We start from the raw sequence: 22,686 nt of genomic DNA, 5'->3' as shown, positions 1-22,686 counted from the left end.
CATTCGCTCTGAGCCATGACAAAGGGAAGAATGGATGAGCGGCTTGTCACTCCGGGATGGTTTTTCAGTCGCGCGACGCCAGGCGAGAGATCGCATCGAAAGCGCCATGGACCTCAACAAACTGTTTCGCGTCATCGACGCTGACCCGGCAATTGTCGGGGCAGGTGTTGTCTTCATCGACAGCGATTTCAATGTTGTCACGCTGAGGGAGTTTCAACCGATTTGCAGCGTGGCTGTGAAGCGGGTGATCTTGCGTGAAGCGCCGAGGCACATGAATGCATTCGAGTTCTACAGGGAGCTGGAATTGAACGTTCGTGAATCCCGGTTAGTGATGGAAGTGATTGGTGCCGGGCTGGCCTGCGGCGGAGCTTACCTCAGTTGGAAAGTCGTATACGGAGGAATAATGGCGGCTCCTTTCACTGGAGGCGTCAGCCTGGTCGTGTCGGCGGTCGGTGTAGTAGCGGCAGCAGCAGGGTCTCTTCAATGCATTATAAATGTATCGAGAGTCGCGGGTGAGCTTCTTGATCCTGAGGGACTGGACAAGATAGATTCCGAGGCATGGTATCAAACCATGAGTGAAATACTGGATGGGATAACACTCGTTGGAGCTGCTCTATCTTTTTACTCTACAACCCGATATGTCATGGCGACGAAAACCGCCACTCGAAAAAGCTACCGGGAAATACTACGTGGATTGTCTCGACAGGAGCGGCTGGCACTGACGAGTGAAGTGCACAAGTATAGGAGGGATGTCTTTGGACTTCCCAAACGCTATTCAAACGCGCAAATAAAACAACAAACGTACACCCAGCTGAGGGATCTGGTGGCCTCGGGAGCATCCATGGGCGGCAGCTTGGTCGCTGGGCATCTGAAGCCGATAGCTGTTGCGGTTCATGGGGAGTTTTGAACGTGTTGCTGCCCGAAAGCGCTCTCGAATTCCGGAAAAAACATTTTCTCGTATTTGTTGTGCCTATTTTTCTCGCGATGTGTTCATGTGTTTGTTTATTGGCGCTGTCGTTGGATAGCTACTTCAAACGTATGGATCTGGGCACGGTTCTGAAGATATCATTTTCAGTAATGGTGGTTGTGAATGTATTTCAGTCAGTCTGTTGTGTAAATATTCTGCGCGGGCGCCCGAGTTGGGTGGGCGGAATGGTGTTCTTGTTCTTCTTGCATTTATTATTTGCCGCGCCGACCATTGTTCACGACCCGCATCTGGGATTGTATGTTTTAACGTTGGTCTCTCCTTTAATGGGTTTGTATTGCTTGAATACCATCCGCTACCGGGCGATGTTGCAAGCGGCAGAAACTATAGGCCTGGAAAAGGCCGCTGGATCACAGACCAAACTGAAGACTTCAAGGCGGCAAACTGCTATCAATCATAGGCTCAGGGCGAAGTCGGTAAAGCCTTACGCAATCTCTGAAGTTGTTTTCACAATCATTAACTGGGGCGGGTGCGCGCTGTCTCTATTATTTGTGATCATCATGTTGGTTAAGCTTTATGTCGTTTACGGTGGTTTGAGCGACGGGGTCGTAGTCGGAGCAAACCGTTTCGGCCCTCCGAAGAGCTATTCGTTTGTCGATCAACCCTGGATGTACGGGCTTTCCATGGGGCTGCATCTGCTGACCATCGGTATCTGCGCCCTGTTCCTGCGAGTGATGCTGATGCTTCGCAAATGGTAGGCCTCACTTGCTTTATGGCTCGGCGGTATAAGCGGGGCCCGATTTCAGACAAGTTCCCGACGGTCTCATTTCCGTCCGGCGCTTCCCCAGACCAACACTCTGAAAGCAGAACAAGACCGTTCATACAAAACAAAGAAAAACTTCCTACATCTCTACAGTCTGTAGCTGCCTATGCTCCCTCGCTTTGACCAATCGCATAGGGAAAGTGATGAAGGCTACACACCGGCAGGATGGGTTTGAGTGATGGGTATTCATGGGGAGCGGGTCAGCCCATGAGACCTTCAGAGTATGTGGTGTTCATGCGGCACTATTTTCCGGTTTTTATCGGGTGCCTCAGTGCGGGACTGTGTGCGGTTGCGAGCCTGGTGCTGCTGCATGTCGACACGTTTTATCAGGAATTAACGCTTGAAGACGGCGTGCATTGGCTGTTCGGCGGTGCGGTTGTCGGGGTGGTGGTTTTATTTGCCTGCCACTTTTTTCTGATTCGGGGTCGGATTCGGGCGGTCTGGGGGATGGAGTTGTTTTTCTTCCTTTGTCTGTTCCTGTCGTTACCCATTATCGAACACAGCCCGGGTGAGCTGATGTTCTTCGTTGGCGTGCTCGCTCCTGTGGTGGGTTTGCTGATGCTGAACTCAAGGCGTCATCGACAGATGAGAGAAATCTTCTTTTTCATGCGTCGCAAGCGTGAACGTTTTCGCGGCATTCGCAGGGTTCGCCTGCGTCGGCTGCGGGATGAGCGAAGCAATTAACCCGTCCGCCTCATTTCCGTGCGACCCTTGCACCATCCGCCGAAGCTGGCGCGATTTTGGTGCTGTGCTTAGCTGAGCGAGCATCATCGAGGCCGAAGGCGCCTGACTTGCCTGGATGGCATAAGTCTTGCGCGGTTCCGCTACCGTCCAGGCTCGCAGGAGGCACGCCGTGTCGATTCACATTGCCTTGCACCATGTCACGCATTACCGCTACGAACGCGCGGTGGAACTGGGTCCGCAGATTGTGCGCTTGCGCCCGGCGGCCCATAGCCGTACGCGTGTCCTGTCGTATTCGCTGAAGGTGCTGCCGGACAATCATTTCATCAACTGGCAGCAGGACCCGCAGGGTAATTACCTGGCGCGGCTGGTGTTTCCAGAAAAAACCGATGAGCTGCGGATCGAGGTCGATCTTGTCGCCGAGATGGCGGTGTTCAACCCGTTCGATTTCTTCCTTGAGCCCTACGCTGAAAAGATCCCGTTCCAGTACGCGAAGGAAGAACATCACGAATTACAGCCGTATCTGGAAAAGCTCCCGCTGACGCCCAGATTTCAGGCCTATCTGGACAGCATCGATCGCACGCCGGTGCCGGCAATCGATTTTCTGGTCAGCCTCAATCAGCGCCTGGCCCATGACATCAACTACCTGATCCGCATGGAGCCGGGCATCCAGACGCCGGAGTTCACGCTGGACAGTGCTTCGGGTTCTTGCCGGGATTCGGCGTGGTTGCTGGTGCAGTTGCTGCGGCATCTGGGGCTGGCCGCGCGGTTTGTGTCCGGCTACCTGATTCAGCTCAAGGCGGATGTCCAGGCGCTGGATGGGCCGTCAGGCACTGACGTTGACTTCACCGACCTGCATGCCTGGTGCGAGGTGTACTTGCCGGGTGCGGGCTGGGTCGGGCTGGATGCGACGTCCGGGCTGTTTGCCGGGGAGGGACATATTCCCTTGGCGTGCAGCCCTGACCCTTCATCGGCGGCGCCCATCAGCGGCCTGGTGGAGCCGTGCGAAACCGAATTCAGCCACGAGATGTCGGTGGAGCGGATATGGGAGGCGCCACGGGTTACCAAGCCTTATACCGAGGCGCAGTGGCTGGAGATTCAGGCGCTGGGTCGCAAGATCGACGCCGACCTGATCGCCGAGGACGTGCGCCTGACCATGGGCGGCGAGCCGACGTTCGTCTCCATCGATGACCGTGACGGCAGCGAGTGGAACACCGCAGCGCTGGGCCCGAAGAAGCGTGTGCTCTCTGCCGAGCTGTTCCAGCGCATGCGCAAGCACTACGCGCCTCAGGGCATCGTGCATTTCGGCCAGGGCAAGTGGTATCCGGGCGAGCAGTTGCCGCGCTGGTCGCTGAACTGTTTCTGGCGCCGGGATGGCAAGCCCGTGTGGCGCAACACTGCGCTGATCGCCGATGAGGGCGAGGATTACGGCTGTGACGGCGAGATGGCCGGGCGCTTCCTGCGCAGTGTCGCCGAGCGCCTGAAGCTGCCTGCGCGCTATGTTTTTCCCGCTTACGAGGACAATTTCTATTACCTGTGGCGAGAAGGTGCCTTGCCGCAGAACGTCAGTGCCGAAGATTCGCGTTTGGGCGACGAGATGGAGCGGGCGCGGCTGGCCAAGGTGTTCTCCCAGGGCCTGGACAAGGTCATCGGCCATGTCCTGCCTCTGGCCCGCAGTGCCGATGAGGCGCGCTGGCAGAGCGGACGCTGGTACCTGCGTGGCGAGCACTGCCGGCTGGTGCCGGGGGATTCTCCACTGGGCTACAGGCTGCCATTGGCGTCGCAGCCTTGGGTCAAGGCCGCTGAATATCCCTACATCCATCCCACTGACCATAACCAGGACTTCGCCGAACTTCCGGATCGCGATGAGGTGGAGTCACGGATCAACAGCCTGACTGAACACGAAGGCACTGAGCGCGCACCGACCATCGACGAGTCCGCAGACTGGCTGACCCGCACCGCGCTGGGCGCCGAGGCCCGGGGCGGTCGGCTGTATCTGTTCATGCCGCCGCTGCAGACCCTTGAGGCGTATCTGGAGCTGGTCGCGGCCATCGAAGCGACCGCCGAGGAACTGCGCTGCCCGGTGTTGCTGGAAGGCTATGAGCCACCGAGCGATCCGCGTCTGGCCAATTTCCGCATCACTCCGGATCCTGGTGTGATCGAGGTTAACGTGCAGCCGTCCTCAAGCTGGGACGAGCTGGTCGAGCGTACGGAGTTTCTCTACGAGCAGGCACGCCTCACCCGCCTGACCACCGAAAAGTTCATGATCGACGGGCGCCATACCGGTACCGGCGGTGGCAACCATTTCGTGCTGGGCGGCGCCACGCCGGGCGATTCACCGTTCCTGCGCCGGCCCGACCTGCTGCGCAGCCTGCTCAGCTACTGGCACAACCACCCGTCGCTGTCGTACCTGTTCTCCGGGCTGTTCATCGGCCCGACCTCCCAGGCGCCACGGGTTGACGAGGCGCGCAACGATTCGCTGTACGAGCTGGAAATCGCCTTCTCGCAGATGCCCGCTCCCGGCGAGGAGTGCGCGCCATGGCTGGTGGACCGGCTGCTGCGCAACCTGCTGATCGACGTCACGGGCAACACCCATCGCGCCGAATTCTGCATCGACAAGCTCTACTCTCCGGACGGCGCTACCGGTCGCCTGGGCCTGCTTGAGTTGCGCGCTTTCGAAATGCCGCCCCATGCGCGCATGAGCCTGGCCCAGCAACTGTTGCTGCGTGCGCTGGTGGCCCGTTTCTGGCGCGAGCCCTATGCACCGGCGAAACTGGCGCGCTGGGGCACCGAGTTGCATGACCGCTTCATGCTGCCGCACTTCATCGAGCAGGATTTCGCCGACGTCATCGTCGAACTCAATGCCGCAGGTTATCCACTGCGGGCTGAGTGGTTCGCCGCGCATCTGGAGTTTCGCTTTCCCAAGGTCGGCGACTACGCGGTCAACGGTATCGAGATGGAACTGCGTCAGGCGCTGGAGCCCTGGCACGTATTGGGCGAGGAGGGTTCGGGGGGCGGTGCGGTGCGTTATGTGGATTCGTCCCTTGAGCGGTTGCAGGTCAAGATCAGCGGGCTCGCGCCCCAGCGCTATGTCTTGACCTGCAACGGCGTACCCGTCCCGCTGCAACCTACCGGGCGTATCGGCGAGTTTGTCGCGGGGGTTCGTTACCGTGCCTGGCAACCGTTCAACGCCTTGCAGCCGACCATCCCGGTGCATGCGCCGCTGGTGTTCGATCTGCTCGATACCTGGATGCAGCGCTCGCTGGGCGGCTGTGAATATCATGTGGCGCACCCCGGCGGGCGCAATTACGAGACGCTGCCGGTCAATGCCAACGAAGCGGAAAGCCGGCGTCTGGCGCGGTTTTTCCGAATCGGTCACACCCCAGGCAAACAGGACGTGCCGAACCTGACCGTCAATGATGAAATGCCCATGACGCTGGACTTGCGTCTGCATCGCTGACCAGCCGCTGCCGGCGTGACACAAGGCCGCGAGCCATTACGTGTCACGTTGGCTGCGCTAATCTAAGCGCTGCTGCGTTGATCCCCATGTTTGTCTGCCGAGTTCTCCATGCCTGACCTGCTTGACCGATATCCGCTGCATGCGGGTAGTTATCACGAGATGCTCGACGCCAGCGGCGCAGTGCGGCCGCATTGGCTGCGTTTCTACGAGCATCTGCAACGCAGCACCCCCGCTCAGTTGATACAGCGTCAGGCGCTGCTGGCGCGGCAGATTCAGGAAAATGGCGTCACCTATAACGTGTACGCCGACCCCAAGGGCGCGGACCGGCCCTGGGAGCTCGACCTGCTGCCGCATCTGATTCCGGTCGCCGAGTGGCAGCGCCTGGAGGCCGGCATCGCCCAGCGTGCGCGCCTGCTCAATGCGGTACTGGCCGACCTCTACGGCCCGCAGCATCTGATTGCCGACGGCCTGCTGCCCGCCGAACTGGTGTTCGGGCACAACAATTTCCTCTGGCCGTGCCAGGGCGTGAAGCCGCCGGAAGGCACCTTTCTGCATGTGTATGCGGTGGATCTGGCGCGCACGCCTGATGGCCGCTGGTGGGTCACGGCGGACCGCACCCAGGCGCCGTCAGGGGCCGGTTACGCGCTGGAAAACCGGGTGATCGTGTCCCGCGCCTTTCCCGAACTGTATCGCGACCTGGAAGTGCAGCACCTGTCCGGCTTCTTCCGCTCGCTACAGGAAACCCTCACGCGCCAGGCGCCGAGCAGCAACGAGGCGCCGCTGGTGGTCATGCTCACGCCAGGGCGCTTCAACGAGAGCTATTTCGAGCACCTCTATCTGGCCGGGCAGCTGGGTTATCCGCTGGTCGAGGGCGGCGACCTGACCGTCCGTGACGCTACGGTGTATCTGAAAACCCTCAGCGGCCTGCGGCGTGTCCACGCGATCATGCGGCGTCTGGACGATGACTTCTGCGACCCGCTGGAGCTGCGCACCGACTCGGCGCTGGGCGTACCCGGCCTGCTCGAAGCCGTGCGTCAGGGCCGGGTGATCGTGGCGAACGCGCTGGGAAGTGGCGTGCTGGAGTCGCCGGGGTTGCTGGGTTTTCTGCCGAAGATCAATGAGCACCTGTTTGGCGAAGAGCTGATCCTGCCGTCCGTGGCGACCTGGTGGTGTGGTGAGCCGCCAGTGCTGGCCCAGGCCCTGGAAAAGATGCCGGATCTGCTCATCAAACCGGCGTTCGCGTCCCAGAGTTTTGCCCCGGTGTTTGGCCGGGATCTGGACGAAAAACAGCGCCAGGCCCTCGCCGCGCGCATGCAGGCGCGGCCTTACGCCTACGTCGCCCAGGAAATCGCCCAGTTGTCCCAGGCGCCGGTCTGGCAGGGCGAGGCTGAACAGTTGCAGCCCCGGGCCATTGGCATGCGCGTCTACGCCGTGGCTGCCCAGGACGGCTATCGCGTGCTGCCGGGCGGCCTGACCCGCGTGGCTGCCGACGCGGATGCCGATGTGGTGTCGATGCAGCGCGGAGGCGCCAGCAAGGACACCTGGATTCTGGGTGAGCGCATTCAGGGCAGCGAGCCCTGGAAAGCCCGCCGTTCCCTGGGCGTGCACGACCTGATCCGCCGTGATCCGTATCTGCCGTCCCGGGTGGTGGAGAACCTTTTCTGGTTCGGCCGGTACTGCGAGCGCTGCGACGACAGCGCCCGGTTGCTGCGCATCGTGCTGGCGCGGTACGTCGATGGCGACGACCCGCAAGCCTTGCAGGCCGCGGTCGAGCTGGGCGAACGCCTGAGCCTGCTGCCCCGCGAGGACGAAGAGGAGGGCAGCACCCTGCATGAACGGCTGATGACCGCATTGCTGGGCGACGACTGGCCCTTCAGCCTGCGCTCCAACCTGCAGCGCTTGCAGTGGGCGGCGTCCCAGGTGCGCGGCAAGTTGAGCCGGGAGAACTGGCAGGCGCTGGTGGAGCTGCAGCGTGAAGCCGCAAGCCTTGAAACCGATGACCCCGACTTTGGCGAACTGCTGGATTTCCTCAACCGCCTGGTGATGTCTCTGGCGGCGCTTTCGGGTTTCGCGCTGGACGACATGACCCGCGATGAAGGCTGGCGCTTCCTGATGATCGGCCGGCGCATCGAACGCCTGCAATTTCTCAGTACCAGCCTTGCAGGCTTCCTGCGCAGCGATGCGGTGTTCGACCAAGACGCCCTCGACTGGCTGCTGGAGCTGGGCAACAGCAGCATCACCTATCGCTCTCGTTACCTGGCGTTGCCGCAACTGATCCCGGTGCTCGACCTGCTGCTGCTCGACGGACAGAACCCCCATGCGGTGCGATTTCAGCTCAAGCTGGTGGAGCGCTCGTTGAAGCGCTTGAACGAGGATTTCGGCATGCCGCAGGACAACAGCCTGGGCGTCTGGATCCAGCGCCTGGCGCGTTTCGACCTTGGCTGTCTGGAACCCGGCCTGTTCGGGGAAAGCAGCGTCAGGGCTGCTCTGAACGGCCTGGCGGACCTGTTGCAGAGTATCGGCGATCTCAGCGGGCAGATTTCCGATCGCCTGGCCTTGCGCCATTTCGCCCATGTCGACGATGTCAGCCAGCGTACGGTGTCCGTGTGATGAACAGTGCCTCTTACCAGATCCTTCACGACACCCATTACAAGTACGACAGCCCTGTCTCGCTGGCGCAGCAACTGGCGCACCTGTGGCCGCGCAGTTGTGCGTGGCAGCGTTGCCTGGAACAGCAACTGGAGATCCACCCGACGCCGACCACGCGCCGCGATGAGCTGGATGTGTTCGGCAATCCGGTGACGCGCCTGGCTTTTGAGCGGCCCCATGACGAACTGCAGGTCAACGCCCGCTTGCGCATCGAGGTGCTGGCCCGTCCGGTGCTGGATTTCCAGCTGTCTGCCCCGTGGGATGAGACGCGCAACACGCTCACCTACAGCGCGACGAAAATGTCACCGGATATTCTGGAAGCCTGTCGCTATCGCTTCGAATCGCCTTACGTGCACCTCAAGCAATCCTTCGTCGAGTTTTCCGCCGACTGCTTTGCGCCGGGGCGGCCTTTGCTGCTCTGTGCCCAGGCGCTGATGGAAAAGATCTTCGAGGAGTTCACCTTCGATGGCGAAGCGACCCAGGTGGCGACGCCCTTGGTGCAGGTGCTGGAAACACGGCGCGGTGTCTGCCAGGACTTCGCCCATCTGATGCTCGCCTGCCTGCGTTCCCGAGGCCTGGCAGCGCGTTACATCAGCGGCTATCTGCTGACCCAGCCGCCTCCCGGCCAGCCGCGCCTGATCGGTGCCGACGCCTCTCACGCCTGGGTGTCGGTGTTCTGCCCGGTACTGGGCTGGGTGGATTTCGACCCGACCAACAACATTCAGCCGGCGCTGGAGCACATCAGCCTGGCCTGGGGCCGGGATTTCTCCGATGTCTCGCCCCTGCGTGGCGTCATTCTGGGCGGTGGCAATCACGACCCCGAAGTGCGCGTGACGGTGATGCCGCTGTCAGCGTGACCACTGGCGCCGCAGGCATAGGCGGCGAGCAAATTGCGAAACAGACCCTTGAGTTGCATGAAATTCGTCCTGATTGATGAGTGACAAACTCATCTTAGGAGGACACTGTATCCTTGGCTGCTTGATTGTCTCGATGGCCCTGATAGACGCCACCCAGACAGGTTTCATAATCTTCGGTTGATAAATTGTTTAAAGTTCAGGCACTCTTTGTATACAAAAAACAAGAGCAACCCCATTCAGGAGACTCAATCATGATTCGCAAGCTCGTTGCTGCATCCCTGCTGACCCTGGCCAGCGGCCACCTGCTGGCTGCTGAATGTTCGGTGACCGTCGACTCCACCGACCAGATGTCCTTCAACACCAAGGCCATCGAAATCGACAAGAGCTGCAAGGAGTTCACCGTCAAGCTGGAACACTCCGGCAGCCTGCCGAAGAACGTCATGGGCCATAACCTGGTGGTCAGCAAGGAAGCCGACATGCAGCCCATCGCCACCGACGGCCTGAGCGCCGGGATCGACAAGGATTACCTGAAAGAGGGCGACGCCCGGGTGATCGCGCACACCAAGATCATCGGCGCGAAGGAATCGGATTCGTTGACCATCGACGTATCGAAGCTGGACCCGGCCGAGAAGTACGGCTTCTTCTGCTCGTTCCCCGGGCACATCAGCATGATGAAGGGCACGATTACCCTGAAGTGATTCCAGGGCCTTGCGGCGTGTCTGGCAACAACGCATTGCCTGACACACCACCTGCCCTGTAGGAGCGCGCTTGCCCGCGACGGCGGTGTGTCAGAAGTGCAAATGCCGTCTGACACACCGCCATCGTCCGGATGCGGCCCAGACCAAGCGCGCTCCTACAGGCGTTCTGGCATCATGGCGCGTACGGCAGATCCCGCTTGTGCTGGGTCTTGCGGTAGGTGTTCACGATGATATCGAACGCTTCCTGACGCACCGGCTCACCGTGCAGGAACGCATCGATCTCGACGTAGGTCACGCCATGTGAAGCTTCGTCGGGCTTGCCCGGCACCAGGTCTTCCAGGTCCGCCGTCGGCACTTTCTCCACCAGATTCTCTGGCGCCCCGAAGCTGCGGGCGATGGCGCGTACCTGATTCTTCACCAGCCCGCTCAGCGGTGCCAGGTCGCAGGCGCCATCACCGAACTTGGTGAAGAACCCCATCACCGCCTCGGCCGCGTGGTCCGTGCCGATTACCAGTCCTGCGCGAGCCCCGGCGATGGTGTACTGCGCCACCATGCGGGTGCGGGCCTTGACGTTGCCCTTGACGAAATCCACCGCTGCGTCGGACTGGCCTTCGAACGCCTTGACCTGCTCTACCAACGCCTTGACCGATGGCGCGATGTCCACGGTGTGACGCTCGTCCGGGTTGATGAAGTCGACCGATGCGGTGGCTTCATGCTCGTCGTGCTGGATGTGGTACGGCAGGCGCACGGCGATGAACTGGTAGGCGTTGTCGCCAGTGCTCTCGCGCAGTTCACGCACGGCGCGCTGGGCCAGCAGGCCTGCGGTCAGCGAGTCGACGCCGCCGCTGATGCCCAGCACCAACACTTTCAGGCGGGCGTTGTGCAGGCAGTCCTTGATGAACTGGACGCGCCGCGCGACTTCGGCTTCAAGCTCTGCGGGGCCTGCGAAGGGAGCCTGGACCTTGAGCTCACGGGCGATCTGGAGCTGTACGGCTTGCATGATTCACTCCTTATGCGGAAAGGGAAAAATAGGCATTCAAAGAAGGCGCAACGGGTGCTCGACTCAAGCTGGCACCTTGAATACGTGGCGCAGGTAAGACACGAATTCCGGGTCCTTGCACTGCGTCTTGCCGGGCTCGTCGGAAATCTTGGCGACGGGCTGGCCGGCACAGGCGGTCATTTTCAGCACGATGCTCATCGGTTGCACGCCCGGCACATCGGCGGTCAGGTTGGTGCCGATGCCAAAGCTCACGTTGATCCGGCCCCGCAGCGCACGGAAGATGTCCAGCGCCTTGGGCAGGTTCAGCCCATCGGAAAACACCAGGGTCTTGGTCATGGGGTCGATGCCCAGCTTCTGATAATGGCTGATGCATTTTTCCGCCCATTGCACAGGATCGCCCGAGTCGTGGCGCAAGCCGTCGAAGAGCTTGGCGAAGAACAGGTCGAAGTCACCCAGGAAGGCGTCGGTGGTGATGCAGTCGGTCAGCGCGATGCCCAGCAGGCCACGGTATTCGCGGACCCAGCAATCGAGGGCGGCGATCTGGCTGTCGATCAGCCGTGGGCCCAGTTGCTGGTGCGCCATGATCCATTCATGGGCCATGGTGCCCAACGGCTTGAGGTCGAACTTGCGCGCCAGGTGCACGTTGCTGGTGCCGACGAACTGGCCGGGGAAATCCTGCTTCAAGGCGCGTACGACGTCTTCCTGCACAGCATAGGAAAAACGCCGGCGGGTGCCGAAGTCGGCGACTTTAAGTTCCGCCAGCTCATCGGGCATGGCCGAAGCGGTCAGCCAGTCGAACTTGCGATAGAGCTGGTCCCGGGCCTGGCTGAGCAGCGTGTCCGGGGTGCGGTGGCGATTGCGCACTTCGCTGACGATGGCCAGCACCGGCACTTCGAACAGGATCACGTGCAGCCAGGGGCCTGCCAGGCGAATACACAGCTCGTCGTTTTCGATGGTGGTCGTGACATAGCGCATGTTGAAACGGAACAGCCCCAGGAACCGCAGGAAATCCGGCTTCATGAAGTTGATGCGTTCCAGAAAGCCGGTTTCTTCCAGGCTCAGGGACAGGTCGCAGAGTTGTTCGATCTGCTGGCGAATCTGTGGCAGGTACGGGCGCAGGTCTTCGTGATTACGGCAGCGAAACTCCCACTCGACTTCGACGTTGGGGTAGTTGTGCAGCACAGCCTGCATCATGCTCAGCTTGTAGAGGTCGGTATCGAGCAGGTTCTGCACGACGCGATCTGCGAAAGCGCTCTCACTCATTGTGTCGCTCCAGCCAGCGGTGGCCGCCCAAGGCGCGGCCCATGGAATTTGGTTCGGTGTCGCATACGGCCTTTTGGCACTACGTCCGGCCTGTTATTGACGATGACGGACATAATGCCAGTCACGCGCGGCTTGGGGCAGAAATGTTTCAGCGAACTTCGCCGCAACTCTGTAGGAGCGCGCTTGCCCGCGACGAGGGAGTGCCAGATGCCGGTTCGGGTCTGACAGACCGCTATCGTCCGGATGCGGCCCAGACCAAGCGCGCTCCTACGGGACGTCAGGTGGGCGTGGGCTCATTGAGCTGTTCCAGCATCCACTCCACGAACACTCGAACCTTGGGCACGTCCGCCGTGTGCTCGGGGTAGGCCAGGTAATAGGCGTCGCGGCTGGGCATGGGGTGATCCCAGGGAATCACCAGCTTGCCGTCCTGCAGCTCTTCCTCCACCAGAAACCTGGGCAACAGCGCTACGCCGCAGCCCACTTGCGCGGCACGGATGCACATGTAAAAGGTTTCGAACCGCGGGCCGTGGTAACTGTGTTCGGTCTGGTAGCCCTGATCCTCGAACCATTCGTGCCAGGCCTGGGGGCGGTGGGCGGTTTGCAGCAGCACAAGGTCAGCCAGTTGCGTGGGATCGGTGAAGGCTTTGTCCGGCAGGCTGGCGGGGGAGCAGACCGGCACCAGCTCCTCGCCGAACAGCCTCACGCTCTCCGCACCGGGGCGGGCGCCCTGGCCGAAGTAGAACGAGGCATCGCAGCGGTTCTGCACCAGGTCGTCGCTGTCCTGTTCGTTGACCAGATCCAGATGAATGTGCGGATGGCGCAGCCGCCAGCCCTTGAGCCGGGGTACCAGCCAGCGTGCGCCGAAGGTCGAGGGCGTGGACACCCGCAACACTTCCGTCTCGCCGCCGTAGGAGCGCAGGAAGTGCGTCGACATTTCCATCTGCGTCAGCACCTTGCGCACTTCGCCCAGATACAGCGCCCCGGCCGGCGTCAGTTGCAGGCGTCGCCGAACCCGCCTGAACAGCAGGTGCTGCACCAGTTCTTCGAGTTGCGCGACCTGCTTGCTGACCGCACTCTGGGTCAGATTCAGCTCTTCGGCGGCACGGGTGAAGCTCAGGTGGCGCGTCACGGCTTCAAAACATTGCAGCGCAGTGACCGACGGCAAATGGCGTTTGTTCAGCATATTCGGGCGTGCTCGGGTTCAGCATGAAAAAACGGAATGATATCTCGCTTAATCGTCGTTTGTTGGAGTGCGTAAGGCCAGCTATTACTAGAGGCTGAAAATTTACCTGCATTTTTGCATTCCGCGTTCGCGCTTTCGGCGCACCAGCATCCAGGAGAAATCATGCTCAACGACCTGCTCACCCGCCTTGGTGTCGACCCTGCTCTTTACCAGAAAGGCGACAAGCCCGTTCACACGCCCGTCGATGGCAGCAAGGTCGCTTCGGTCAGTTGGGAAAGCGGCGCTGAAGTCGAACAGCGCATCACCCGTGCCGAGCACGCTTTTCAGGCCTGGCGCAAAGTGCCGGCGCCGCGTCGTGGCGAACTGGTACGCCTGTTCGGCGAAGCCCTGCGCAAGCACAAGGCCGATCTGGGCGAGCTGGTTTCCTGGGAAGCCGGCAAGATCACCCAGGAAGGCCTGGGCGAAGTGCAGGAAATGATCGACATCTGCGACTTCGCAGTGGGCCTGTCTCGGCAGATCTACGGCCTGACCATCGCCTCGGAGCGCCCTGGCCACCATATGCGTGAAACCTGGCACCCGCTGGGCGTGGTCGGCGTGATCTCGGCGTTCAACTTCCCGGTCGCGGTCTGGTCCTGGAACACCGCGCTGGCGCTGGTGTGCGGCAACTCGGTGATCTGGAAACCGTCGGAAAAGACCCCGCTCACCGCACTGGCCTGCCAGGCACTGTTCGACCGCGTCGCGGCCGAATTCGCCGACGCGCCGCAGTACCTGACTCAATGCGTGATCGGCGGCCGTGAAGCTGGCGAAGCGCTGGTGGACGATGCCCGCGTTGCGCTCATCAGCGCCACCGGCAGCACCCGCATGGGCCGCGAAGTGGCGCCGAAGATCGCCGCGCGTTTCGCCCGCAGCATTCTGGAACTGGGCGGCAACAACGCCATGATCCTGACCCCGAGCGCCGACCTGGACCTGGCCGTGCGCGCCGTACTGTTCAGCGCCGTGGGTACTGCCGGCCAGCGCTGCACCACGCTGCGCCGCCTGATCGCCCACAACTCGGTCAAGGCCGAGTTCGTCGAGCGCCTGAAGACCGCCTACGCCAAGGTGCGTATCGGTCACCCGCTGGAAGGCAACCTGGTCGGCCCGCTGATCGACAAGCAAAGCTTCGAAAACATGCAAGAAGCGCTGGAGCAGTCCCTGAGCGAAGGCGGCAAGGTCTTCGGCGGCAAGCGCCAGTTGCAGGACACTTTCCCTAACGCTTACTACGTCTCGCCTGCCATCGTCGAAATGCCGGAGCAGAGCGACGTGGTCCGCCACGAAACCTTCGCTCCGATTCTCTACGTGATCGGTTACGACGAATTCACCGACGCCGTGCGCCTGAACAACGACGTGCCGCAGGGCCTGTCGTCGTGCATTTTCACCACCGACGTGCGTGAAGCCGAGCAGTTCATCTCGGCACTGGGCAGCGACTGCGGCATCGCCAACGTCAACATTGGCCCGAGTGGTGCAGAGATTGGCGGCGCGTTCGGCGGCGAGAAGGAAACCGGCGGTGGTCGTGAGTCGGGTTCGGATTCGTGGAAAGGCTACATGCGTCGCCAGACCGCAACCGTGAACTACTCCCGCGAGCTGCCGTTGGCGCAGGGGATTACTTTCGATTGATGCCGTAAGGTAAGCGCCATCCCATTGTAGGAGCGCGCTTGCCCGCGACGGCGGAGTGTCAGAATCGCAAATGCCGTCTGACACTCCGCCGTCGCGGGCAAGCGCGCTCCTACGGGTATGGTGGTGCAGCAAAGGTTTGGCCATGTCTCTTTTGAGGTTTTGCGATGCCGCTACGCGAAGAATGTCTGTGGGAAACGCTGACGCCGCAGAGGCCTGAGGCGCCGGCGTTGAGGGGCGAGGTAACGGCAGATGTCTGCGTGATCGGCGCGGGCATCACCGGGTTGTCAGCGGCGATTCATCTGCTTGAGCAGGGCAAGACGGTAGCCATCGTCGAAGCCCATCGCACCGGCCAGGGCGGTTCGGGGCGCAACGTAGGATTGGTTAACGCCGGGATGTGGATTCCACCCGACGAAATCGAAGAAGGTTTCGGCGAGAAGGTCGGCAGCCAGCTCAACACCATGCTCGGCAACGCGCCGTCGCTGGTGTTCAGCCTGATCGAGAAATACGGCATCGATTGCCAGGCCACGCGCAAAGGCACGCTGCACATGGCGCACAACGCCAAGGGCGTGCTGGATTTGCGCAGTCGCGAAGAACAGTGGAAGCGCCGTGGCGCGCCCATCGAATTGCTCACCGGCAAGGCCTGCCAGGAGGCGACCGGCACCAGGGAAATCACCGCCGCCTTGCTCGATCACCGTGCAGGCACCATCAACCCTATGGCCTACACCAGTGGCCTTGCTGCTGCCGTCACCTCTCTGGGCGGTCAGCGCTTCGATCATTCGCCGGTCAAACGCCTGGAACGCCAGGGCCAGCGCTGGTGCGTGGTCACGGAAAACGGCTCGGTGGTTGCCAATCAGGTGGTCATCGCCTCCAATGCCTACACCGAAGGCGAATGGACCGACCTGCGCCGCAGCTTCTTCCCCGGTTATTACTATCAGATTGCTTCGGCACCGCTGACTGAAGACGCCGCGCAGCAAATCCTGCCGGGCGGACAAGGCTCGTGGGACACCCGCCAGGTGCTCAGCAGCATTCGCCGTGACGCCGACGAACGCCTGTTGCTCGGCAGCCTGGGCAATGGCAACCAGAAGCCTGCGTGGTTTCTCAAGGCCTGGGCCGACCGTGTGCAGCAGCACTATTTCCCGTACCTGAAGAAGGTCGAGTGGGAATGCACCTGGACCGGTTGCATCGGCTTCACGCCCGATCACCTGTTACGCATGTTTGAACCTGCACCAGGACTGGTCGCGGTGGCAGGTTACAACGGGCGCGGCAACACCACGGGGACGGTGGTGGGCAAGGCGTTCGCCGATTACCTGTGCAAGGGTGATGCGAGCGTGCTGCCGATTCCGTTCACGCCGATGCAGCCACTTTCCGGTATTGGCCTGCGCAGCTCTTTATATGAAGCTGGCTTTTCGCTATACCATGCGGGTCAATGTCTCAGAATCGTGATTTGACACCAAATTTCCTTCACAAAACGGCGCTTTTTCGCGCATCCACTAACCTGAAATGGTGCGTCCCGTAGCGTATCCGCACCTGCGGTGTGCAGTTCGGTGACGCAGCTTGTAACAACAGGGTTGTACAGGTCAGGTTGGCGTGGTTGCGCGATTTATTCAGGAGGGTTGCTCTTCACAAGGCGCAGGGTTGCACCTTGCGCGGTTTAGACGGTTGCACGCCCAGTAAAAAAGGGCCCGAATCAGTCGAATAACAACAAGACGACGACTTTTTTCAGAATAAAAAACCGATGGCACGCCACTTGCTCAGAGCATCTGTGTGGTCGCAGTGCTAATTAAAAAAACCTAGGAGCACCAACTCATGTCGCAGACGTTTTACAGGAAAGGCTTTCTGGCACTCGCAGTGGCTACTGCAATGGGTGCGGCTACTTTTGCACAGGCTGACGTCAAGATCGGCGTTGCAGGCCCGATGACAGGCGCCAACGCCTCCTTCGGTTTGCAATACATGAAAGGCGCCCAGGCGGCTGCCGACGCGATCAACAAGGCGGGCGGCGTCAACGGCGAGAAAATCGTCCTGGTCCAGGGCGACGACGCCTGCGAGCCTAAACAGGCCGTAGCGGTGGCCAACAAGATGTCCCAGGAGAAGGTTGCCGGCGTGGTCGGTCACTTCTGCTCTTCTTCCACCATTCCGGCGTCGGAAGTCTATGACGAAGCCGGCATCATCGCGATCACTCCGGGTTCCACCAACCCACAAGTCACCGAACGCGGCCTGGGCGCCATGTTCCGCATGTGCGGCCGTGACGACCAACAAGGCATCGTGGCCGGCGACTACATCGTCGACGTGCTCAAAGGCAAGAAAGTTGCGGTCATCAACGACAAGGACACCTACGGCAAAGGCCTGGCTGACGCCACCGCCAAGCAGCTGACCGCCCGTGGCGTGAAGCCGGTGCTCGAAGAAGGCCTGACCCGCGGCGAGAAAGACTTCAGCGCCCTGGTCACCAAGATCCGCGGCGCCGGTGCCGACGTCGTCTACTTCGGCGGCCTGCACCCGGAAGCCGGTCCACTGGTTCGCCAACTGCGTGAACAAGGTCTCAAAGACGTCAAGTTCATGTCCGACGACGGCGTTGTGACTGACGAGTTGGTCACCACCGCTGGCGGCGCTCAGTACGTCGACGGCGTGTACATGACCTTCGGCGCCGACCCGCGCCTGCTGCCAGACAGCAAGGCGGTGGTCGAGGAGTTCCGCAAGTCCGGTTACGAGCCTGAAGGCTACACCCTGTACGCCTACGCTTCGGTCCAGGCCCTGGCGGCCGGCTTCAACGGTGCCAAGTCGAACAAGGGCGAAGACGCTTCCAAGTTCCTCAAGGCCCACCCTGTGAAAACCGTCATGGGCGAAAAGGCCTGGGACTCCAAGGGCGACCTGAAAGTCTCTGACTACGTGGTCTATCAGTGGGACAAGGACGGCAAATACCACCAGCTCGAAAAGCAGAAGTGAGTTGAGCGCTTAGTCGGAAACGGCCGTCTCGCGGGTTTTCAATCCGCAAGCGGCCGGATCCGGTAATCGGTGCTGCCCGCCAGCACCGGATTTCTTCTGTTGCCACCGAGCACGTCCCGAAATCTCTCACGAGGAGATGACCGGTGCGCGCCGGGACGGCCTTTAAAGTTCGTGAGCGTGCGTGATGGATGGTATTTTCCTGCAGCAAATGGTCAACGGCCTGACTCTGGGTTCGGTCTACGGCCTGATCGCCATCGGTTACACGATGGTCTACGGCATCATCGGCATGATCAACTTCGCCCACGGCGACGTGTACATGATCTCCGCCTACCTCGCAGCCATCGGCCTGGCCGTGCTGTCTTTCTTCGGTATCGAGTCGTTTCCCTTCCTGATTCTCGGCACGCTGATCTTCACCATCGTGGTGACCGGTGTGTACGGCTTCGTCATCGAGCGTGTGGCCTACAAGCCGCTGCGCAACTCGACGCGGCTGGCACCGCTGATCAGCGCCATCGGTATTTCCCTGATCCTGCAGAACTACGCGCAGATCGCGCAGGGCCCACGTCAGCAAGGCGTTCCGACCCTGCTTGAAGGGGCCATGCGTTTCGACGTCGGCACAGGCTTCGTGCAGATCACCTACACCAAGATCTTCATCCTGGTGGCCGCCTTCATCGGCATGGGCGTGCTGACCTACATCATCAAGTACACCAAGCTTGGCCGGATGTGCCGCGCCACGCAGCAGGACCGCAAGATGGCGTCGATCCTGGGCATCAACACCGACCGGATCATCTCCTACGTGTTCGTCATCGGTGCAGCCATGGCGGCCCTTGCCGGCGTGCTGATTACCCTGAACTACGGCACCTTCGACTTCTTCGCCGGGTTCGTCATCGGCATCAAGGCGTTCACCGCGGCGGTGCTGGGCGGTATCGGCTCACTGCCGGGCGCCATGCTGGGCGGGTTGATCCTGGGGGTTGCCGAGTCGCAATTCTCGGGGCTTATCAACTCCGATTACAAAGACGTGTTCAGTTTCGGCCTGCTGGTATTGATCCTGATCTTCCGTCCTCAAGGCCTGCTGGGTCGCCCACTCGTGGCGAAGGTGTGAACCATGTCTGCTCCAGTCAAACCCATCGATATCAAACAAAGCCTGATTGACGCGGTAATCGCCGGATTGCTCGCGTTGATCGTGTTCGGCCCTATCGTCGGCGTCGTGCTCGACGGTTACGGCTTCAATATGGAACCTCATCGCGTCGCCATGCTGGTGGGCGTGGTGGTGGTCGGCCGCTTCCTGATGAGCCTGTACCTGCAGACGCCCAAGGGCATGGCCATCGCCCAGAGCTTCGAAAGCTCGGGTTCGGGCGTGCATGTGCTGCCGCCTGGCTACAAGACCCGCCTGCGGTTCATCATTCCGATCATGATCCTGATCGCCGTGATATTCCCGGTGTTCGCCGACAAGTACGTGCTGACCGTGGTCATCCTCGGCCTGATCTACGTGTTGCTGGGCCTGGGCCTGAACATCGTGGTCGGCCTGGCTGGCCTGCTCGACCTGGGTTACGTGGCGTTCTACGCCATCGGCGCCTACGGCCTGGCGCTGGGTTATCAGTACCTGGGCCTGGGCTTCTGGTCGGCGCTGCCACTGGCGGCCATCGCAGCGGCGTTTGCCGGTTGCATCCTGGGCTTCCCGGTGTTGCGCATGCACGGTGACTACCTGGCCATCGTGACCCTGGGCTTCGGTGAAATCATTCGCCTGGTGCTCAACAACTGGCTGTCGTTCACCGGCGGCCCGAACGGCGTGCCGGTGCCTTCGCCGACCTTCTTCGGCCTGGAATTCGGCCGCCGTGCCAAGGATGGTGGCATTCCGATCCACGAGTACTTCGGCTTCGAATACAACCCGGATCTGAAATTCATCTTCATCTACGCCGTGCTGTTCCTGGTGGTGCTGGCTGTGCTCTACATCAAGCACCGCCTGACCCGCATGCCGGTCGGTCGCGCCTGGGAAGCCCTGCGTGAAGACGAGATCGCCTGCCGCTCCATGGGCCTTAACCACGTACTGGTCAAGCTCTCGGCGTTCACCATCGGTGCATCGACCGCAGGTCTTGCCGGGGTGTTCTTCGCCAGCTACCAGGGCTTCGTCAACCCGACGTCGTTCACCTTCTTCGAATCCGCGCTGATCCTGGCCATTGTCGTGCTCGGCGGCATGGGCTCGACAGTGGGCGTGGTGATCGCCGCGTTCGTACTGACCGTCGCCCCTGAAATGCTGCGCAGCTTCGCCGAGTACCGGGTGCTGCTGTTCGGCATCCTGATGGTGTTGATGATGATCTGGCGCCCCCGTGGCCTGATCCGCATCAGCCGTACCGGTGTTCGCCCACGCAAAGGCGTGCTGGCCAAAGTGGAGGGCGCGTGATGAGCGACGAAATCGTTCTGTCCGTGGAAAACCTGATGATGCACTTCGGTGGCATCAAGGCTCTGAGCGACGTGAGCCTTGAGGTGCGTCGCAATTCGATCTTCGCCCTGATCGGCCCCAACGGCGCGGGCAAGACCACCGTGTTCAACTGCCTGACCGGCTTCTACAAGGCCACCGGCGGCAAGATCGAGCTCAATGCGCGGGGCAAGAAAACCAACGTCATCCAACTGCTCGGCGAGCAGTTCCAGGCCGCGGACTTCGCATCCCCCAAGCGTTTCGGCAGCCGGCTGTTCTACAAGATGTTCGGCGGCACCCACCTGGTGAACCGCGCAGGCCTGGCGCGGACCTTCCAGAACATTCGCCTGTTCAAGGAAATGTCCGTGGTCGAGAACCTGCTGGTGGCCCAGCACATGTGGGTCAACCGCAACATGATCGCGGGCATCCTCAATACCAAGGGCTACCGCAAGGCCGAAGAAGACGCCATGAACACGGCCTTCTACTGGCTCGAAGTGGTCGATCTGGTGGACTGCGCCAACCGCCTGGCCGGTGAGCTTTCCTACGGCCAGCAGCGCCGCCTGGAGATCGCCCGCGCCATGTGCACCCGTCCGCAGGTGATCTGCCTGGATGAACCGGCCGCAGGCCTCAACCCGCAGGAAACCGAAGCGCTGAGCGGCATGATTCGCCACCTGCGCGACGACCACGACATGACCATCGTGCTGATCGAGCACGACATGGGCATGGTCATGGGCATTTCCGACGATATCGTCGTACTCGACCACGGCAACGTGATCGCCAAGGGCAAGCCGGAACAGATTCGCAACGATCCGAAAGTGATCGCCGCGTACCTGGGTGCTGATGAAGAGGAGTTGGTATGAGTAAGCCGATCCTCGAACTGAAAGAGATCGACGTGTACTACGGGCCGATTCAGGCCCTGAAAAAAGTCTCGATGCACATCGACGAGGGCGAGACCGTCAGCCTGATCGGCTCCAACGGCGCGGGCAAGTCCACGCTGCTGATGTCGATCTTCGGCCAGCCGCGTGCCGCCAGCGGGCAGATCATCTATCAGGGCACCGACATCACCCACAAGTCGTCGCACTACATTGCGTCCAACGGCATCGCGCAGTCGCCGGAAGGCCGCCGTGTGTTCCCCGACATGTCGGTGGAAGAGAACCTGATGATGGGCACCATCCCGATTGGGGATAAATATGCCAGCGAAGACATGCAGCGCATGTTCGACCTGTTCCCGCGCCTCAAGGAGCGGCGTAACCAGCGGGCGATGACCATGTCCGGGGGCGAGCAGCAGATGCTCGCCATCGCCCGCGCGCTGATGAGCCGGCCCAAGTTGCTGCTGCTGGACGAACCGAGCCTGGGCCTGGCGCCGATCATCGTCAAACAGATCTTCGCCACTCTGCGTGAACTGGCGCAAACCGGCATGACCATCTTCCTGGTCGAGCAGAACGCCAACCACGCCCTGAAACTGTCAGATCGCGCCTATGTGATGGTCAACGGCGAGATTCGCCTGACAGGCACCGGTAAGGAGCTGCTGACCAACGAGGAAGTCAGGAACGCCTACCTCGGCGGGCATTGATTCCTGCAGCGGTCTCCCAATAACAAAACGCCCCGGGTAGAAATTTCCCGGGGCGTTTGCATTCTACGGTCCGGACCAGATCCGTGGCAGCACGGCTTGCCGGCGGGACCGGTGTGTCAGATACCTCTGTATTCGCTGACACACCGCTCCCGCCGGCAAGCCGTGCTGCTACAGATCCATGGGTACAGTCAAATTGTGGAAAACAATTTTCGACAACCGCCAAACCGCGACATATAGCCGCTGTAAATGGTTGTTTTGTCATGCTTTTGACTTGTTCAGTTTTACTGTGGGTGTGGCTGTGAATAAGTTGGTGGCAGTTGGCTACACGCCTTTGTTTCCGTGGCTTTCAGGATGTTGGTCAATATTTGATCAATGGTTTCGGCCGGTATTTCGAGGGTATTTGTCAACGCTTTGAGGGCTGGTTTTTTATACAGTTAATGAGGTTGGCAAGCCTGTGGATAAGTCTGTGTGCAACCGTTGGAAATAGCGCCGCAGGTAGCGCAATCTCTAGGTTCCAGCGCACAGGGTTGACTGAGTGTGCAGTTTTGCTGTCGATTTGCTTGCAGAT

Annotated in this window: 17 protein-coding genes; 14 read left to right on the top strand and 3 right to left on the bottom strand. The window is 60.9% G+C overall.

Features of this window, described 5'->3' with window-relative positions; genetic code table 11:
- The first annotated feature begins 34 nt into the window (after positions 1-34).
- The 7 genes from ACIPO9_RS16375 (at position 35) to azu (ending at position 10,093) form a co-directional block, all read left to right on the top strand.
- Positions 35-907, top strand: coding sequence for an NAD synthetase (locus ACIPO9_RS16375; RefSeq protein WP_400605558.1), 873 nt, complete (start codon positions 35-37; stop codon positions 905-907).
- Positions 908-909: 2 nt separating this feature from the next.
- On the top strand, positions 910-1,683 hold the full coding sequence (locus ACIPO9_RS16370) for a hypothetical protein (protein WP_400782106.1): 774 nt from the start codon (positions 910-912) through the stop codon (positions 1,681-1,683).
- 272 nt (positions 1,684-1,955) lie between these two features.
- Complete coding sequence (locus tag ACIPO9_RS16365) at positions 1,956-2,432, top strand: hypothetical protein (protein WP_400782104.1); 477 nt, start codon at positions 1,956-1,958, stop codon at positions 2,430-2,432.
- 169 nt (positions 2,433-2,601) lie between these two features.
- Entirely contained in the window at positions 2,602-5,889 is a 3,288-nt protein-coding gene (locus tag ACIPO9_RS16360; protein ID WP_400782101.1) for a DUF2126 domain-containing protein, read from the top strand.
- A 108-nt stretch (positions 5,890-5,997) separates the two neighbouring features.
- Entirely contained in the window at positions 5,998-8,499 is a 2,502-nt protein-coding gene (locus tag ACIPO9_RS16355) for a circularly permuted type 2 ATP-grasp protein (RefSeq protein WP_400782100.1), read from the top strand.
- The gene (locus ACIPO9_RS16350; protein ID WP_400782097.1) at positions 8,499-9,395 is read left to right on the top strand and encodes a transglutaminase N-terminal domain-containing protein; all 897 of its coding nucleotides are present in this window, start codon (positions 8,499-8,501) and stop codon (positions 9,393-9,395) included. The genes ACIPO9_RS16355 and ACIPO9_RS16350 overlap by 1 nt, the downstream gene beginning before the upstream one ends.
- Positions 9,396-9,646: 251 nt before the next feature.
- Positions 9,647-10,093, top strand: a complete 447-nt coding sequence (gene azu, locus ACIPO9_RS16345) for an azurin (RefSeq protein WP_274136104.1) — start codon at positions 9,647-9,649, stop codon at positions 10,091-10,093.
- Between the two features lie 172 nt (positions 10,094-10,265).
- Here the strand turns inward: azu and nadE are convergent, their stop codons facing one another.
- The 3 genes from nadE to ACIPO9_RS16330 form a co-directional block, all read right to left on the bottom strand.
- On the bottom strand, positions 10,266-11,093 hold the full coding sequence (gene nadE / locus ACIPO9_RS16340) for an ammonia-dependent NAD(+) synthetase (protein ID WP_400782095.1): 828 nt from the start codon (positions 11,091-11,093) through the stop codon (positions 10,266-10,268).
- A gap of 63 nt (positions 11,094-11,156) precedes the next feature.
- Positions 11,157-12,356: a nicotinate phosphoribosyltransferase gene (pncB, locus tag ACIPO9_RS16335; RefSeq protein WP_400782092.1), complete on the bottom strand. Its 1,200-nt coding sequence runs from the start codon at positions 12,354-12,356 to the stop codon at positions 11,157-11,159.
- Between the two features lie 277 nt (positions 12,357-12,633).
- A complete protein-coding gene (locus ACIPO9_RS16330) occupies positions 12,634-13,539 on the bottom strand; it encodes a LysR family transcriptional regulator (RefSeq protein ID WP_400782090.1) in 906 nt (301 codons plus the stop codon).
- A gap of 162 nt (positions 13,540-13,701) precedes the next feature.
- Between ACIPO9_RS16330 and ACIPO9_RS16325 the strand changes: the two genes are divergently transcribed.
- The 7 genes from ACIPO9_RS16325 (at position 13,702) to ACIPO9_RS16295 (ending at position 22,118) form a co-directional block, all read left to right on the top strand.
- Positions 13,702-15,192: an aldehyde dehydrogenase family protein gene (locus ACIPO9_RS16325; RefSeq protein WP_400605534.1), complete on the top strand. Its 1,491-nt coding sequence runs from the start codon at positions 13,702-13,704 to the stop codon at positions 15,190-15,192.
- 164 nt (positions 15,193-15,356) lie between these two features.
- Entirely contained in the window at positions 15,357-16,640 is a 1,284-nt protein-coding gene (locus tag ACIPO9_RS16320) for an NAD(P)/FAD-dependent oxidoreductase (RefSeq protein WP_400782088.1), read from the top strand.
- A gap of 358 nt (positions 16,641-16,998) precedes the next feature.
- Complete coding sequence (locus ACIPO9_RS16315) at positions 16,999-18,132, top strand: branched-chain amino acid ABC transporter substrate-binding protein (RefSeq protein ID WP_400782087.1); 1,134 nt, start codon at positions 16,999-17,001, stop codon at positions 18,130-18,132.
- 184 nt (positions 18,133-18,316) lie between these two features.
- Positions 18,317-19,231, top strand: a complete 915-nt coding sequence (locus ACIPO9_RS16310) for an ABC transporter permease subunit (protein ID WP_274136118.1) — start codon at positions 18,317-18,319, stop codon at positions 19,229-19,231.
- Positions 19,232-19,234: 3 nt separating this feature from the next.
- Positions 19,235-20,530 carry a high-affinity branched-chain amino acid ABC transporter permease LivM gene (gene livM / locus ACIPO9_RS16305; protein ID WP_400782084.1) on the top strand — a complete coding sequence of 432 codons (1,296 nt, stop codon included), beginning with the start codon at positions 19,235-19,237 and terminating at the stop codon, positions 20,528-20,530.
- Positions 20,530-21,405: an ABC transporter ATP-binding protein gene (locus tag ACIPO9_RS16300; protein ID WP_274136122.1), complete on the top strand. Its 876-nt coding sequence runs from the start codon at positions 20,530-20,532 to the stop codon at positions 21,403-21,405. The genes livM and ACIPO9_RS16300 overlap by 1 nt, the downstream gene beginning before the upstream one ends.
- Positions 21,402-22,118 (top strand): ABC transporter ATP-binding protein, encoded by a 717-nt coding sequence (locus ACIPO9_RS16295; RefSeq protein ID WP_274136123.1) that lies wholly within the window; start codon positions 21,402-21,404, stop codon positions 22,116-22,118. Before ACIPO9_RS16300 ends, ACIPO9_RS16295 begins: the two co-directional genes overlap by 4 nt.
- Positions 22,119-22,686: the final 568 nt, after the last annotated feature.

The organism is Pseudomonas sp. NPDC090203, assembly GCF_044746765.1.
GTDB classification, from domain to species: Bacteria; Pseudomonadota; Gammaproteobacteria; order Pseudomonadales; family Pseudomonadaceae; genus Aquipseudomonas; species Aquipseudomonas putida_AD.
This window is presented reverse-complemented; position numbering and strand designations above follow the sequence as displayed.